Origin of the sequence: Chryseobacterium takakiae (genome assembly GCF_900129385.1) — a bacterium.
In the GTDB taxonomy this organism is placed as follows: Bacteria; Bacteroidota; Bacteroidia; order Flavobacteriales; family Weeksellaceae; genus Chryseobacterium; species Chryseobacterium takakiae.
Window position 1 is genome coordinate 1 of record NZ_FQVO01000014.1, and the last position, 15,609, is coordinate 15,609.

At 36.9% G+C, this 15,609-nt stretch carries 11 protein-coding genes; 6 read left to right on the forward strand and 5 right to left on the reverse strand.

Annotation, left to right across the window (positions count from 1 at the left end):
- Nucleotides 1-336: 336 nt before the first annotated feature.
- On the forward strand, nucleotides 337-2,280 hold the full coding sequence (locus BUA76_RS15760; RefSeq protein ID WP_083573247.1) for a T9SS type A sorting domain-containing protein: 1,944 nt from the start codon (nucleotides 337-339) through the stop codon (nucleotides 2,278-2,280).
- A gap of 316 nt (nucleotides 2,281-2,596) precedes the next feature.
- A complete protein-coding gene (locus BUA76_RS15765) occupies nucleotides 2,597-4,570 on the forward strand; it encodes a T9SS type A sorting domain-containing protein (RefSeq protein ID WP_083573248.1) in 1,974 nt (657 codons plus the stop codon).
- 75 nt (nucleotides 4,571-4,645) lie between these two features.
- On the opposite strand, the gene BUA76_RS19290 is transcribed toward BUA76_RS15765, so the two are convergent.
- Nucleotides 4,646-4,807 (reverse strand): hypothetical protein, encoded by a 162-nt coding sequence (locus BUA76_RS19290; RefSeq protein ID WP_178337349.1) that lies wholly within the window; start codon nucleotides 4,805-4,807, stop codon nucleotides 4,646-4,648.
- 43 nt (nucleotides 4,808-4,850) lie between these two features.
- Nucleotides 4,851-5,678 carry an ion transporter gene (locus BUA76_RS15770; protein WP_072885757.1) on the reverse strand — a complete coding sequence of 276 codons (828 nt, stop codon included), beginning with the start codon at nucleotides 5,676-5,678 and terminating at the stop codon, nucleotides 4,851-4,853.
- 60 nt (nucleotides 5,679-5,738) lie between these two features.
- Here BUA76_RS15770 and BUA76_RS15775 point away from each other — a divergent pair, with 60 nt between their 5' ends.
- From BUA76_RS15775 to BUA76_RS15785, 3 genes are all read left to right on the forward strand, one after another.
- On the forward strand, nucleotides 5,739-6,836 hold the full coding sequence (locus BUA76_RS15775) for a Nif3-like dinuclear metal center hexameric protein (RefSeq protein WP_072885758.1): 1,098 nt from the start codon (nucleotides 5,739-5,741) through the stop codon (nucleotides 6,834-6,836).
- A 3-nt stretch (nucleotides 6,837-6,839) separates the two neighbouring features.
- Complete coding sequence (locus BUA76_RS15780) at nucleotides 6,840-7,616, forward strand: zinc ribbon domain-containing protein (RefSeq protein ID WP_072885759.1); 777 nt, start codon at nucleotides 6,840-6,842, stop codon at nucleotides 7,614-7,616.
- A 403-nt stretch (nucleotides 7,617-8,019) separates the two neighbouring features.
- Entirely contained in the window at nucleotides 8,020-8,871 is an 852-nt protein-coding gene (locus BUA76_RS15785) for a GLPGLI family protein (RefSeq protein WP_072885760.1), read from the forward strand.
- A 128-nt stretch (nucleotides 8,872-8,999) separates the two neighbouring features.
- Here BUA76_RS15785 and BUA76_RS15790 read toward each other — a convergent pair whose 3' ends face one another.
- Nucleotides 9,000-10,778: an AMP-dependent synthetase/ligase gene (locus BUA76_RS15790; RefSeq protein ID WP_072885761.1), complete on the reverse strand. Its 1,779-nt coding sequence runs from the start codon at nucleotides 10,776-10,778 to the stop codon at nucleotides 9,000-9,002.
- Between the two features lie 276 nt (nucleotides 10,779-11,054).
- Here BUA76_RS15790 and BUA76_RS15795 point away from each other — a divergent pair, with 276 nt between their 5' ends.
- Nucleotides 11,055-12,194: an acyl-CoA dehydrogenase gene (locus tag BUA76_RS15795; protein ID WP_072885762.1), complete on the forward strand. Its 1,140-nt coding sequence runs from the start codon at nucleotides 11,055-11,057 to the stop codon at nucleotides 12,192-12,194.
- A gap of 237 nt (nucleotides 12,195-12,431) precedes the next feature.
- Here BUA76_RS15795 and BUA76_RS15800 read toward each other — a convergent pair whose 3' ends face one another.
- Together BUA76_RS15800 and BUA76_RS15805 are read right to left on the reverse strand one after the other, a co-directional pair.
- On the reverse strand, nucleotides 12,432-13,349 hold the full coding sequence (locus BUA76_RS15800; protein ID WP_072885763.1) for a DUF4349 domain-containing protein: 918 nt from the start codon (nucleotides 13,347-13,349) through the stop codon (nucleotides 12,432-12,434).
- Nucleotides 13,350-13,908: 559 nt separating this feature from the next.
- A complete protein-coding gene (locus tag BUA76_RS15805) occupies nucleotides 13,909-15,504 on the reverse strand; it encodes a peptide chain release factor 3 (protein WP_072885819.1) in 1,596 nt (531 codons plus the stop codon).
- Nucleotides 15,505-15,609: the final 105 nt, after the last annotated feature.

Sequence of the window (15,609 nt, forward strand, 5' to 3'; positions counted from 1 at the left end):
GCCATTTTCAATGATCGCAAAGAAAATTTCCAAAATAATTTGAATAACAATAATATCAAAAAATGAAGCCGACTCGTGAAATGAGACGGCTTCTTTTTTTTTATGTTAAATGGAAAGGTTGGGATTTAATTATGTTAAATAGTTTTTTATAAAATATTGAAAATAAGCATGTTGAAATAATTAAAATTTTCTATTATTTTATTGAAATTTAAATAAATGTTTGATTTTTTTAAGTATTGTATGGTTTTTACTTGATTTATTTGATGATTTTATTATTTTTTTGTGTGATATTGCATAAATTTATATTTTTAACCCACAAATTTAATTCAAACAAGTATGAAAAAACATTTACTTATGTACCTCTTATTTTTAGGTACATTAATGTCTGCTCAGATTACAGTATCTGAAAGTTTTGAAGGTACAACTTTGCCTGCTGGGTGGGTAAGTTCAATTACAGGTTCGGGGTTTTCATCTGCTCCTTCAGGTTATGGGGCTTCGGCAGGCACTCCATGTGCTGGATCAAAAGCTGTATATAAAAACATTTATGGTACAACTTACACAAGTTGGTATATGACCTATTCTTCTACAGCTTCTAATGCAACAGCTTTAAACTACTCTTTTAAGTATCTAGCAAAAGGATTCTCCACTACAGGCAATATTAGTGGAAGTGTGGCAGCAGATTATTCGGTAGACGGTGGAACAACATGGAGTGATTTGTTAGCACCTGTTACTCTTAATAGTCCTAATGCAACTCCAATACCATGTACAACGGTTTCCGGAACGATACCGGCAGGAACGATACCGGCAGGTGCGAACTTTAAATTGAGACTTAAAAGTACCAGCACTACAACTGGAGATTTTTATATGGGATTTGATGATGTAGTGCTTTCGCAAGTTGCTACAACAGCTCCGAGTTGTGTTGCTATTTCAAGCCCTGCCAATGCTGCTACTGGTGTTTCATTAACTCCTACAATTACATGGCCTAATGCGGCAGGTGCTTCCAGCTATGTTATCAATATGGGTATAACTCCAGGTGGTACGCAGGTAATGGCAGGAATGGACGTAGGTAATACTACATCATACACGGTTCCTGCTGCTACATTGGCCTATTCTACAATGTATTATATTACTATAATACCTAAGAATAGCTTTGGGTCGGCAACAGGATGTATAGAGACAAGTTTCACAACCGTAACAATACCTTGTCCAACTGTAACGGCTCCAGCATCAGCTGCAACAGGTGTTAGTTTGACACCAACTATTACATGGACGGCTCTGTCTGGTGCTACAGGATATAAATTATCAGTAGGAACTACATCTGGAGGTACTGATGTACTGAATAATGTTGATCTGGGAAATGTGACCTCTTATTCTTTTAGCACTCCTTTAATAAATAGTACGCAGTATTATTATACATTAAATGCCTATTCTGCTGGTTCTATTTCATCAAGTTGTACAGTGAGAAATTTTACAACGGTATGCTCTGCTATTGTACCATCCTACACAAATAATTTCACATCAACAGCAGGTGCATGTACCTCACAAGCTTCTGGAGGCTCTCCTACGGGAACGGCACCAACAGGGGCAACTGCTAATTGGGTACAGAATAACTGGTTAAATACACCTGCAGCTAATACTGGAACAGGATCGATGAGAATGAATTTGTTTTTTACTAATGTATCTGGATGGCTTAGAATGCCTCCTTTAAATTTATCAGCTGGAGGATATAGAGTGAAATTTGATTATGCTGTAACAACATATTCAGGTACTGCTGCTTCTGCAATGGGTTCTGATGATGTCGTTCAGTTTGTGGTGTCACAGGATGGAGGAAATACCTGGACGGTTTTGCAAACCTGGAACAAAGCTAATGGACCATCGAATACATCAAATACGTATTCACTAGACTTAACTGGTTATACAGGCGCTAATACAATTTTTGCATTCTATGGAAGTGATGGAACAGTAGATGATGCTGAAGACTATAATTTCTATATTGATAATTTTGTGGTAGAGCCTATGCCTGTACTGGCTGTTTCGGAGGTTTCTAATGCTAAAAATAACATTAAGATTTATCCAAACCCATTCTCCGAAGTATTAAATATCTCTGATGCTTCTGATGTGAAAAATGTTCAGATAACAGATGGTTCTGGAAGATTGTTGAAAACTATTGCAAATCCTGGTAATGAACTTCATTTAGGAGATTTAAAACAAGGAATGTATTTAGTGACCTTAGAAATGAAAGATGGTTCTAAGCAAACTATTAAGGCAATTAAAAAATAATTTTTTATTGTATTAAGATAAAAGTAGCGGCTAATATCAGCCGCTATTTTTTTAATTGATATTATTTCTAAATCATGTGAATTAATGATGTGAATCTTGTCTTTTTTGTATTGTAAAAAAGCCATTAAATGTTGATTTAAAAATTAAATTTTAATAGAATATATGCTATTTTATGCGGATAATTGAATTGTAAAATTTTATTTATATATCTTTTTATTTTCAAGTTTATTAAAATTATTAAAAAAAAGTGGTGTTTTTTATGATGAAATAACAGTATTATTCCTAAATTAGTGTATTAATCAGCAAAAATAAATTTATGACAAAATTTCTACTTTCATGCTTATTATTTTTAAGTATGATGTTTAATGCACAAATAACTTTGGGTGCAGGAAGTACGAATGTCGGGACAGCCCCGATAAGTACATATTATGGTTATTCTTACACACAGCAGATTTTTACAAAACAGGAAATTAATGCTAATGCTGCAGGAAACATTACGGGATTAAAATTTTATCTGGATCCTTCCATGTCTATTGCAAGCTCATCAGAATGGGTAGTCTATCTGGGTCAGACTTCAAAAACGACATTTGCATCGGATTCTGACTGGATTCCTCTTTCCCAGCTGACACAGGTTTTTTCAGGAGCCGTTACCAATAATAACGGGGTTATAGAGATTACCTTTGCAACTCCTTTCGCCTATGATAACGTTGCCAATCTGGTGTTAGCCGCCGAAGAAAACTCTTCAGGCTATGACAGCAACGATTATGATGAAGCAATGTATGTTTATCCGTCAGCAGCGAACTCTACACTTAATTATAAAAATGATTATAACGATCCGGATCCTGCTTCGCCTCCTTCTTCAGGAGATCTGAAAGATTATAAATCCGTTACTACTTTTACAGGCCTTACCGCTAATCCCATTCCTCTCTGCCCGGTAGTTTCTTATCCTTCAAACAATTCAACTTTTGTTCCTTTAGCTTCAACAATTACTTGGGTTAACTCTTCAGGAGCAACAGGATATAAAGTTTCTATCGGAACCACTTCCGGTGGAACTGACATAGCCAACCAGGTGGCTGTAACCACAAACAGCTTTACACCGGCAGCGCCATTTGCGCCTAATACAACACTTTATTTAAAAGTAGTGGCTGTAGGATCCGGAGGTGAATCTTCCGGCTGCTCAGAAGTTGTGTTTACAACAGCGCCGCCGCCACCTACGAATGATGAATGTGCTACTGCGGTTACATTGACGGTAAACCCGGACCTTAGCTGTGGAACCGTAACTCCTGGTTATACTATTGGTGCTACCGATTCAGGAATGATACCGGATCCATGCTATGGAAACCCTGATGATGATGTATGGTTTAAGTTCGTAGCAACAGCAACTACTCATAAAATATCTCTTTTAAATATTCAGTCGGTAGGAACTACACAAAATGATACGGATACTTATTTCCAGGTATTCAGTGGAGGATGTGGCGCACTGTCCAGTATTTATTGCTCAGATCCTGCTTCGGGAACTGTTACAGGTCTTACTGTGGGTGAAACATATCTGGTAAGAGTATACAGCTATTATGATACAGGAAGCAATCAGAGTTTTGATATCTGTGTAGGAACGTTCCCGCCGCCACCTGCAAATGATGAATGCAGCGGAGCTCTTGTAGCAGCTACATTCCCATATACTTTTGTACAGAACGACGGAGAAGCGGCTACAAATAACGGCGGTATGGTTACTGCTTGTACCAATAACGATATGAATGACGGTACATGGTTTACCTTCGTGGGAGATGGAGATACATTTAATATCACCGTTACAATGCCTGCAGGAAGTGATTTTGATCCTAAGATCGGAGTCTACAGCGGAACCTGCTCTGCATTGTCATGTGAAGATTCTGAAGATTCAGGAGGGACAGGAGTTACTGAAACACTTTCAATCCCAACACTTTCAGGAAATACCTACTATGTAAATGTTGGATACTACAGCGGATGGTCTGATGAACCGGAAGGAGCGTTCACCATTAATATTTCAAAAGGTGTACTGGGAACTTCTGATGTCAAGACGGAAAAGAAAAATATCAAAGCATATCCTAATCCATTTACAGATGTGATAAATATTTCCGATGCTGCCAATGTGAAATCAATTTCAGTGTCCGATCTTTCCGGAAGACTAATAAAAGTCATTGATAACCCCGGATCTTCAATTCATTTGAGTGAATTAAGACAGGGAATGTATTTGTTGACACTTATTATGAAAGATGGTTCTAAACAAACGATCAAAACGATTAAGAAATAACGATACCCAACTTTAATACAATTAAGGCGATCCAACGGATCGCCTTTTTTATTGAATATTAAAAATTTTATCAAATTATCTGTTTTCAGGAACAGGCTGTAAATTTCCGGTATTAAGACTTTCAAAAACCGCCGGGAAGAAAGTAACGAGAATGAAATAAACAATGACCATTAATACAATTAAAGAAAATAGTATGACTACTAAAGTATTGGGCTTATTTTTCTTTTTTGGTTCCATGATGTTTGTATTTTAGTTAATAGAAATATTATAATATTTTACACTAAGCTAATTTCTTGCCACATTGCTTGCAGTACCTTGCATCATCATCAATATCTTCATTTCCGCAGCGATCGCATATCTTTTCAAGATTCTGTCTCTTGTTCCGCATTTCCGCAGTTACAATTCCTGTAGGAACAGCGATGATGGAATAACCGGCAAGCATCAGAACCACTGCGAAAAACTTTCCCATAGGCGTAATCGGAGAAACATCACCATAACCGACTGTAGTTACAGTGACCACCGCCCAATAAATAGATTGCGGAATTGTTTCAAATCCCGGCCTTCCGCCTTCCACCATAAACATCATAGAACCTACAATTACTGAAAAAATGATCAGGAATAGCAGGAAAATATAGATTTTTCTTGAGCTGTTCTTTAATGCTCTTACAATGACAGACCCGTCATTCATAAAATCCATCAGGTTGAATACCCTGAAAACCCGAAGCATTCTAAGCATCCTGAAAATGAGGAAATATTTGGTAACAGGAAAGAAAAAGCTAAGATAAAAGGGAATCAGCGATAAAAAATCTATAATTCCGAAAAAACTGAAAATATAATGACGCTTATTTTTGACAACAGCAATTCTTGTAGCATATTCTATCGAGAATAGAATGGAAATAATCCATTCCAAGATAAGAAAAGTAAGATGGTACCGCTTATCAAGCCAGGGAATACTTTCCATCATGATGATGGCGGTACTTACTAGAATAAGCAGCAGCAGAATGACATCAAAGAGCTTTCCGAGCTTTGTATCAGATCGGTAAATAATTCTGTAGAGATAATGTTTCCACCATGCATCTTCCGGAACAAGATTATGTTCTCTTTCCATTTAACGTTTTTTTAAATATAACAAATTATCCTTATTTTCGTAACAAACATACAGAATAAAATGAAAATTAGAGAGGTCGTTTCAAAGATAGAAAAGCGTATTCCCCTTCAGCAGGCGGAAGATTTTGATAATGTGGGACTGCTCTGTGGTTTGTGGGATCGAGATGTTAGCGGGATCTTGGTCTGCCATGATGCCCTTGAAAATGTTGTAGATGAAGCAATCTTTAAAAACTGCAATCTTATTGTATGTTTTCATCCAATCATTTTCTCAGGTTTAAAATCGTTAACAGGAAAAAATTATGTTGAAAAAGCGGTTATTAAGGCCATTGAAAATAAAATAGCCATTTATGCAATTCATACGGCTTTCGATAATGATTTTTTTGGTGTTAATGCAGGAATCTGTCAACAGCTCGGACTTAAAAACCTTAAAATTCTTCAGCCTAAAAAAAATGATCTGAAGCAGCTCACCGTTTTTGTTCCGAAAGAATACTCTGAAAAGATAAAAGAAGCCCTTTTTGAAGCAGGAGCAGGCAATATAGGTTTTTATGATGAGTGCAGTTTCAGCATAAACGGGAACGGAACTTTTCGTCCTAAAGAAGGCTCGGATCCATTTTCAGGACAGTTGGGGATTCGGGAAAATGCAGATGAAGATATGATTTCCGTTATTTTTGAAGGATATAAACAGGGACAGGTAGTGGCAGCAATGAAATCGGCACATCCTTACGAAGAAGTGGCCCACCAGATTTACAGCCTGGATAATACGAATCATTACAGCGGATTAGGAATGTATGGTGATTTTGAGGAACCAATGGATGAAAAAGATTTTCTGAAATTTGTTAAAGAAAAGTTTAATCTTGAAGTGATCAGGCATTCTGATTTTACCGGGAAGAAAATAAAAAGAGTAGGCGTTTTAGGGGGCTCCGGGGCAAGCGGTATCAAGTCTGCAATCTCCAAAAAATGTGATGCTTATCTCACGGGAGATGTAAAATACCATGATTTTTTCCTTGCCGAATCTAAAATGCTGATTTGCGATATCGGCCATTTCGAATCAGAACAATTTGTTACTCAACAATTATTTGAAATTTTGTCACAAAAATTTAGTACATTTGCAATCTCAAAATCTATTGAGAAAACGAACCCGGTAAATTATTTCATTTAAAATATGGCAAAAACCAACGATATTTCAGTTGAAGAAAAGTTAAGAGCTTTATACGATTTGCAGATCATTGATTCCAGATTGGACGAAATCCGAAATACAAGAGGAGAATTGCCAATCGAAGTAGAAGATCTTGAGATTGAAATCGAAGGTCTTGAAAAAAGAGCTGAAAAATTTCATGCGGATATCAAAGATCAGGAAGATCAGATCAAAACCAAGCATGAAGTGATCAACCATGCAAAAACTTTAATTGAAAAATACAAATCTCAGCAGGATAATGTAAGAAACAATAAAGAGTTTGAAGCATTAAGTAAAGAGGTTGAATATCAGGAGCTTGAAATTCAGCTTGCTGAAAAAAGAATTAAGGAATTCGGTGCTAAAATCAGCCACAAAAACGAAACGCTGGATGAGCTTAACGCAAAAATCGATGATCTTAAAAACCACCTGAAGTTCAAAAAAGAAGAATTGGAAGGTTTGATTTCTGAAACACAGAAAGAAGAAGAATATCTTATTGAGCAGTCTAAAGAATTTGCTGCAAAAATCGATGAAAGATTGCTGGCTTCTTACAACAGAATCAGAACCAATTCTCCAAACGGACTTGCGGTAGTAGGATTGGAGAGAGGCGCACCAAAAGGTTCATTCTTCACGATTCCACCTCAGAAGCAGATGGAAATCGCTCAGAGAAAGAAAATCATTATTGATGAGCATTCAGGAAAAATCCTTGTAGATGACGAGTTGGTAATGGAAGAAAACGAGAAAATGAAATCGGTAATTAAGTTTTAATTAACAACGGTTTTTCAGAATATAGAGCTGTCTCATTGGAGGCGGCTTTTTTTTGTGTCATTACGAGGAGCATCGCGACGAAGCAATCTTTTGTTCAAGAGATCATGGAATACGTTGAAAAACTGAAATTCCACATTATACTAGGTTCCGCTCTGAATGACAATTTACATTCATAATGAATTCTACATGAATAAATAAAGTTAAAGAGTAATAAAGTCGCGAATATAATTCTCATTACGAAGGATTATTGTTTTTAGCATATGATTTCTCTTTATATTTAATCCCGAAAAGCACAAGCGCTTATCACTCTGGACCTAGTAATAGTCTCGCTTAATCTTAAATGTTATGCACTTATGGTGGGAATTCTTTGCTGTAAGTGCATATTTATAAATGATATTTGCTTATGAATTACTTCAAAAAAATATTTTGGTTTTTGGTCTTTTTTTACAGTACGATGTATTCCCCAAAATCGTATAAAAATGATACTTTAAAAGGGGAATTTACGTATAATTTAAAAGCTAAATTTGATACAAGAATAAATACATACCATGAAGAGCTGTTCGTCCTGAAAGTTGGAGAAAGAAGAGCTTTTTTTGCGAGTATTGTATCGTTAAAAGGAGATTCTGTAATGGCAAAATCCGGTACAACAACACATAATGCAGACGGAAGCATATCGCTCGGCTGGAAAACAGGAGTCACAATTCCAAAGACAAATTTCAATTTTACTATCATCCAGACCAATGAAAATATACAGTATTTTGATTCCGCAGCAATGTCACTATTTACTTATAAACAACCTGTAATATCAAACTGGGAGCTTGCAGATGAAACCAGAGTAATCAATACCATTACCTGTAAAAAAGCGAAAGTGAAGTTTAAGGGAAGAAACTGGATCGCATGGTATGCTCCGGAAATTCCGCTTCCGTATGGTCCTATGAAATTTAGCGGTTTGCCTGGATTAATCATCAAAATAACAGACGAGAAGGAGGATTTTGATTTTGAACTGGTAAAATCATTGCCCGTCTCTCAATTGAAAGGCAAATTCATCAATATCAAAAAAAGCAGATATACCGGAGCTATAGAAACAACGCAGGCTAAATTAAAGCAGGCACAAAAAACAGCCGATGAAAATGCTGCCGCTGTACTGGCAAGCTACGGAACCACAATTATGCAAGGGCAGGAAATGCTAAAGCAAAGAGAAAAAGCAAGGGATGAAAATGAAAAATACAAAAATCCGCTTGAACTAAGCGAGTAAAAAACCGCCTCAGAGAAGCGGTTTTAATTTTATTCAGTAGGAACAGGCTTTTAGCCCGTTTCCATTGATCAGAATGTGAACATATTTATAAGTTGAAATTTGAAAAAACTTAGAAAAGCGGTTAAATATTATTCCTTACGGTCATACATTTTATTATAAAGATCAATAAATTTCTCTTTAATAGCTTTTCTTTTCAGCTTTAAAGTAGGTGTTAAAAGACCCGTATCAATGCTCCAGATTTCAGGAGTCAGTTCAATTTTTTTGATCTGTTCCCAGTTTCCTAAATGTTCATTAATGCCGTTAATTTCTTTTTCTATTCTTTCTTTAAGCTCCTTGCTGCTGGCAATTTCTTTTGGCGTAGAACCGATATTCAGGTTATTTCTCTGAGCCCAGCTTTTGGCAAATTCAAAATCAGGCTGTACCAGGGCGGTTGGCATTTTTTCGCCATCCCCAACAACCATGATCTGCTCGATAAACTTCGATGCTTTTGCAAGATTTTCAATAGTTTGGGGAGCAATATACTTACCGCCGGAAGTTTTAAACATCTCTTTTTTACGGTCTGTGATCTGAAGAAATCCGTCGCTGTCAATATGCCCGATATCTCCTGTTTTAAAGAATCCGTCTTCGGTAAAAACTTCTTTTGTCATTTCTTCATTTTTAAAATACCCTTTAAAAACAGAAGGTCCTTTCACGGTAATTTCTCCGTCTTCCTGAATTTTTACCTGAAGATTGTCCAAGGGAAGTCCCACAGTTCCTATTTTCATTTTCCCAAAAGCATTCACAGAAATAACCGGTGACGTTTCTGTAAGACCGTATCCTTCCAGGATGGGAATCCCGGCATTCTGAAACATCAGGTTGAGTCTTGTGGAAAGGGCTGCAGAGCCGGAAACCAACGTGATGATTTCGCCGCCCAATCCTTCGCGCCACTTTTTGAAAACCAGTTTATCGGCAATAATTTCCTGTAAACCCGAAGGTTTGGAAACTGTTTTCTTTTTAGAAATAAGATTCAGTGCCCAGAAAAATATTTTTTGCTTGAGACCTCCTGCTGAAGACCCGGTAGCATAAATTTTATCATAAACCTTTTCCACAAGCCTCGGTACAACGCTCATGTAATGCGGTTTTACTTCTTTCACATTTTCACCCATTTTTTCAATGCTTTCTGCAAAATAAATGGAGAAACCGTTATACTGGAAAAGGTAAAAAAGCATCCTCTCGAAAATATGACAAATGGGTAGAAAGCTCAGCACTCTCGTATCTTTATAATCCATTCCTTTTTTCTTAGGAATTCTCGGGATTGAGCCTAAAACATTAGAGACGATGTTATGATGCGTCAGCATCACTCCCTTAGGCTTCCCCGTAGTTCCGGAAGTATAAATAATGGTAGCAAGATCTTCAGGATTGATGGTTTTGGAAAGATCTTCTACCTCAACCTGTGTAGAATCGTCTTCTCCAAGATCCAGCACTTCTTTCCAGTTGGCAGCTCCGCTGATATTCTCAAAGGTGAAAATTCCCTGCAGTGAAGGAATATTGTGCTTTACCTTCATTACTTTATTCAAAAGATCTTTATCAGATACAAAGCAGTATTTGATCTCGGCATTCGTAAAGATAAATTCATAATCTTCCGGTGAAATGCTGGGATAAACCGGCACGGAAACTACCCCGATCTGGGAAAGTCCCAAATCCATAATCGCCCATTCTGTACGGGAATTTGTGGTAATCAGTGCGATTTTGTCGCCGGGTTTTATGCCCAGTTTCAGAAGTCCGCGGGAAATTTTATTGCCTTCATTGATAAATTCCTGGGTAGAAGTTTTTTTCCATTCTCCCTGATACTTCGTTACAAACATATCCGTTTTTGGGTAGGTTTCTAAAGCATAATGGGGAATATCGAATAATCTTTTTATAGTCATAATGGTAAAAGTAATTAGTTATAGGATTTTAAATATAAGCATTTTTTTTAATTGGCAATACCACATTCTGAAATTTACGTTTACAGAAGATTATATATATAATGTATCACTTTTTTTTGTTTTTTAGCTAAAATTTTTAACAATAATTTAATCAGTTTATCTGATTTTTAAAATTTGTTTAATAGCTGGTTTTCAGAATGTAAGACTTAAGTTTTAATTCTGTTTTCAGATTTGATCAAAAAGTGTAAATTAGCGACCATCTAATTATTCAATTTTATGGACTTTAATTTATCGGAAGAACAGCTGATGATTCAGCAGGCAGCAAGGGATTTTGCACAAAACGAATTATTACCCGAAGTAATCGAAAGAGACCGCGATCAGAAGTTTCCTGCAGAACAGGTAAAGAAAATGGGTGAAATGGGGCTTTTGGGAATGATGGTAGATCCTAAATACGGAGGTGCAGGGATGGACAGTGTTTCTTACGTATTGGCCATGGAAGAGATTGCAAAAATAGACGCTTCTGCAGCCGTGGTAATGTCTGTAAACAATTCATTAGTATGTGCCGGACTGGAGAAATTTGCTTCTGAAGAGCAGAAAGTGAAATATCTTACACCTTTGGCAAGCGGACAGGTAATCGGGGCATTTGCATTGTCTGAGCCGGAAGCAGGTTCTGATGCTACTTCACAAAAAACCACTGCAGAAGATAAAGGAGATTATTATTTGCTGAATGGGATCAAAAACTGGATCACCAACGGGGGTACGGCAAGCTATTATATTGTAATTGCACAAACGGATCCTGAGAAAAAACATAAAGGAATCAATGCTTTCATCGTTGAAAGAGGATGGGAAGGATTTGAAATAGGACCTAAAGAAGACAAGCTGGGAATCAGAGGAAGTGATACGCATTCTTTGATCTTCAACAATGTGAAAGTGCCGAAAGAAAACAGAATCGGGGAAGATGGTTTCGGTTTCAATTTTGCGATGGCTGTTCTGAACGGAGGAAGAATCGGGATTGCTTCCCAGGCATTAGGTATTGCCTCAGGAGCTTACGAACTGGCGTTAAAATATGCTAAAACAAGAAAAGCTTTTAAAACGGAGATCATCAACCACCAGGCTATTGCATTCAAACTGGCGGATATGGCAACGCAGATTACAGCGGCAAGAATGCTTTGCTTCAAGGCTGCAGTAGAAAAAGATGCCGGAAAAGATATTTCAGAAAGCGGAGCAATGGCCAAGTTGTACGCATCTCAGGTGGCAATGGATACAACGATTGAAGCGGTACAGATCCACGGCGGATATGGATATGTTAAAGAATACCACGTGGAAAGAATGATGAGAGATGCAAAAATCACACAGATCTACGAAGGAACTTCTGAAATCCAGAAGATTGTTATCTCAAGAAGCATTGCAAAGTAATCGCTTACTAAAATAAAATAGTAAAAGGCTCTCAAAAATGGGAGCCTTTTTACTTTCACACGAACCACAAAATATTAATAATATATTGTTTTAACTATTGTTTTGATTAACTTTTTTAGCTTAAGTTAAATGATGGATGTAAATTAATAATCAATGAAGTAAAGTTAGGAATATCATTTTCCGGAATAACGTAATTCTAATTAAAATATTATTAAAAATTTATCCGAATATTCTTTCTTAAAGATTTTTATCTGTAGTCTTTCTTTTTTTATAAAAATAATATCCGATTCCTGCAATCACAAATAACGGCCAAAGCGGAAGAATAAACAGGAAAATTGATGTAATGACATTCCATCCTGAAGAAATGGCGGCAAAGGATTGCGCTCCCAGTGTTTCAGGGTTTTTGCCCTCAGCAACAGTTCCTTCCTTTCCGTATAGGGTAATGTCAATCTCACACATCGTATTTTCAACAATATCACGGCCGGAAGTTTCAATATTCATATTTTCCACCATTCCCAGGTTATAGTTGAGATCAGACATCAGGTAATCAAATTTTTGGATAGGAACTTTCACTTTAAGGTATGCTGTTTTTTTATCGTCATTTTGTAGGGAAACACTTTCGCTTCTTACAAAACCGTTGTATTTGGCAACTTCATCCTTTACAATTTCTTTTGCGGTTTCCGCATCATTTACGCTAATTTCTAATGTCCCTTTTTTGATGAATCTGTTCTGCTGAATGAGTTCAGGATTTTCTTTCTTCGGAGCATTTTTATAAACGATTTTAGTTTCCTTAATCACTTTCGGGGCAGGAACATTTACAACAATTTTATTTTCTTTTGCAGAATCTTTCTTTTCCGTTTTGGATTCCAGTTTTACGGATGAGATTTTTTCAGATAGAGAATCCACAACTTTTGATGTATTTTCAATATTCTCTTTGATCTCATTTCCTGCCCGTTGAAAATCTTTGATCTTTACATTGGCAGAATCCAGGGCGGCATTCGCTTTTTCATCAATTTCACTGATTTTTTCCGAAGCGTCAGAAACGGTGCTGTCGGCCGAACTGATGGCGTTTTCCAGCGTTGATGTTGCAGCTTCTCCCTTTTTGCACATGATGAATGTTCCCGATACGGCAACAAGTAAAATGAATTTTTTCATACGATTAATTTTTTCGATGAGGTAAAATTAGGAGCGGAACTGTTGTAAAGATTGTAAAAGAATTGTTTTAAAGGTGTAAATTGTTAAGGGTTTGATTTTTAGATTTTTGTAAAATTGAAAAACTGTTTTTTACAAAGTTTTTTTAAAGTTTCGTCATTTCTGTTAATGAATCTTATCTAAATTTAATTTATGAAACTGTCATTTTGAACAAAACAACGGGAAGTCGAAAAACTTCAAATAACTCAATTTTAAAAGACTCTTCAGGGTAAAATTGTAAGGTAAATGTTAGAAAACTCTATGGAGTTTTATCTGTGTAGACATCATATTCGGAAGGCGTTTGGCGTTCCGTAGGAACGCTATCTTTAGAAAATTCAGCACGAATTATAGATATTAATTCTATGGATTGATTAATATACTTGTTCTTATTGCTACACAGATTCTGCTCCTACAGGTGCAAAAATCTTTTACTTTAAACAACTTATGTATAAAAATTTTAATTTGGTTCAACAAAAAAATCCGCAGAAACTTTCCGCGGATTAAATATTTAATAATTATTTTCTTAAGCATTCCTAAATTCACTGATGAAATGCAGCTTCACATTCGGGAATTTTTCCTGCGTCATGTGAATTGTAAAAGAAGAATCAGCAAGGAAAACCAGTTGGTTGTATTTGTCTCTTGCTAAAAATCGCTGCTTTAATCTAGCAAATTCTTTAAATTCTTCAGACTTTTCATCCGCTTCAACCCAGCAGGCTTTATGCATCGAAAGTGGTTCATAAGTACATTTTGCACCGTATTCATGTTCCAGACGGTACTGGATTACCTCATACTGAAGAGCTCCCACCGTTCCGATGATCTTCCTTCCGTTCATTTCAAGCGTAAAAAGCTGTGCCACACCTTCATCCATCAATTGGTCGATACCTTTTGCCAGTTGTTTTGCCTTCAACGGATCATTATTATTGATATATCTGAAATGTTCAGGAGAGAAGCTCGGAATTCCTTTGAAATTCAGCTTTTCACCTCCGGTTAACGTATCACCGATCCTGAAGCTTCCCGTATCATGAAGCCCTACAATATCTCCCGGAAAGCTTTCTTCCACCACCTCTTTTTTATCGGCAAAGAAAGCATTGGGTGACGAGAACTTCATTTTTTTACCCTCTCTTACCAGTAAGTAATTTTCATTTCTCTTAAAAGTTCCAGAAACGATTTTTACGAAAGCCAGTCGGTCCCTGTGTTTCGGATCCATATTCGCATGAATCTTGAACACAAAACCGGTAAACTGATTTTCCTCAGGCTTTACCAGACGCGTATCACTTTCCTTCGGCTGCGGCATCGGTGCAATATCAATAAAAGCATCCAGTAATTCGCGTACTCCGAAATTATTTAAAGCAGATCCGAAGAAAACAGGCTGAAGATCACCTTTCATATAATCTTCACGGCTGAATTCAGGATAGACCGACTGTACAAGATCAAGCTCCTCACGAAGCGTAGCGGCCGCTTTTTCGCCGATTAATTCATCAATCGCAGGGTCATTAATGTCATCAAACTTAACCGCTTCTCCAACTTTCTGCTTTTTCTCCTCCAAAAACAACTGGATGTTGTTTTCCCAAATGTTATAAATTCCCTGGAAATCACTTCCCATACCGATAGGTAATGAAAGCGGAACCACTGTTAATCCTAGTTTCTGTTCAACCTCGTCCAAAAGATCAAAAGCATCTTTACCCTCACGGTCAAGCTTATTAATGAAAACCAGCATGGGTATATTTCTCATTCTGCAAACCTGTACAAGCTTTTCAGTCTGCTCTTCCACCCCTTTTGCAACGTCTATGACAACAATCACCGAATCTACGGCCGTCAAAGTTCTGTAAGTATCTTCCGCAAAATCCTTGTGTCCCGGAGTATCCAGGATATTGATTTTATGATCCCTGTATTCAAAAGCAAGTACGGAAGTTGCCACGGAAATCCCTCTCTGTCTTTCAATTTCCATGAAGTCAGAGGTAGCTCCCTTTTTTATTTTGTTGGATTTTACCGCTCCCGCTTCCTGGATGGCCCCTCCGAAAAGAAGTAGCTTTTCAGTGAGCGTCGTCTTTCCGGCATCGGGGTGAGAAATAATCCCGAAAGTTTTTCTTTTCTCTATTTCTTTGATTAAGTCTGACATATCGTATTTTGAAGTTGCAAAAATCGTAATTTTTAATGGAATCTGAAAGTGATTTCGTTCAGGAAAGAGATATGCACATCCAAAAAATGCAGATGTTTTTTTTAC

What these genes read in the sequence shown, in the direction of transcription:
- BUA76_RS15795 (WP_072885762.1), top strand. Translation starts at nt 11,055, where the DNA reads ATGGACTTTAATTTATCGGAAGAACAGCTGATGATTCAGCAGGCAGCA.
- BUA76_RS19290 (WP_178337349.1), bottom strand. Translation starts at nt 4,807, where the DNA reads ATGGAACCAAAAAAGAAAAATAAGCCCAATACTTTAGTAGTCATACTA.
- BUA76_RS15760 (WP_083573247.1), top strand. Translation starts at nt 337, where the DNA reads ATGAAAAAACATTTACTTATGTACCTCTTATTTTTAGGTACATTAATG.
- BUA76_RS15780 (WP_072885759.1), top strand. Translation starts at nt 6,840, where the DNA reads ATGGCAAAAACCAACGATATTTCAGTTGAAGAAAAGTTAAGAGCTTTA.
- BUA76_RS15805 (WP_072885819.1), bottom strand. Translation starts at nt 15,504, where the DNA reads ATGTCAGACTTAATCAAAGAAATAGAGAAAAGAAAAACTTTCGGGATT.
- BUA76_RS15790 (WP_072885761.1), bottom strand. Translation starts at nt 10,778, where the DNA reads ATGACTATAAAAAGATTATTCGATATTCCCCATTATGCTTTAGAAACC.
- BUA76_RS15770 (WP_072885757.1), bottom strand. Translation starts at nt 5,678, where the DNA reads ATGGAAAGAGAACATAATCTTGTTCCGGAAGATGCATGGTGGAAACAT.
- BUA76_RS15765 (WP_083573248.1), top strand. Translation starts at nt 2,597, where the DNA reads ATGACAAAATTTCTACTTTCATGCTTATTATTTTTAAGTATGATGTTT.
- BUA76_RS15775 (WP_072885758.1), top strand. Translation starts at nt 5,739, where the DNA reads ATGAAAATTAGAGAGGTCGTTTCAAAGATAGAAAAGCGTATTCCCCTT.
- BUA76_RS15800 (WP_072885763.1), bottom strand. Translation starts at nt 13,349, where the DNA reads ATGAAAAAATTCATTTTACTTGTTGCCGTATCGGGAACATTCATCATG.
- BUA76_RS15785 (WP_072885760.1), top strand. Translation starts at nt 8,020, where the DNA reads ATGAATTACTTCAAAAAAATATTTTGGTTTTTGGTCTTTTTTTACAGT.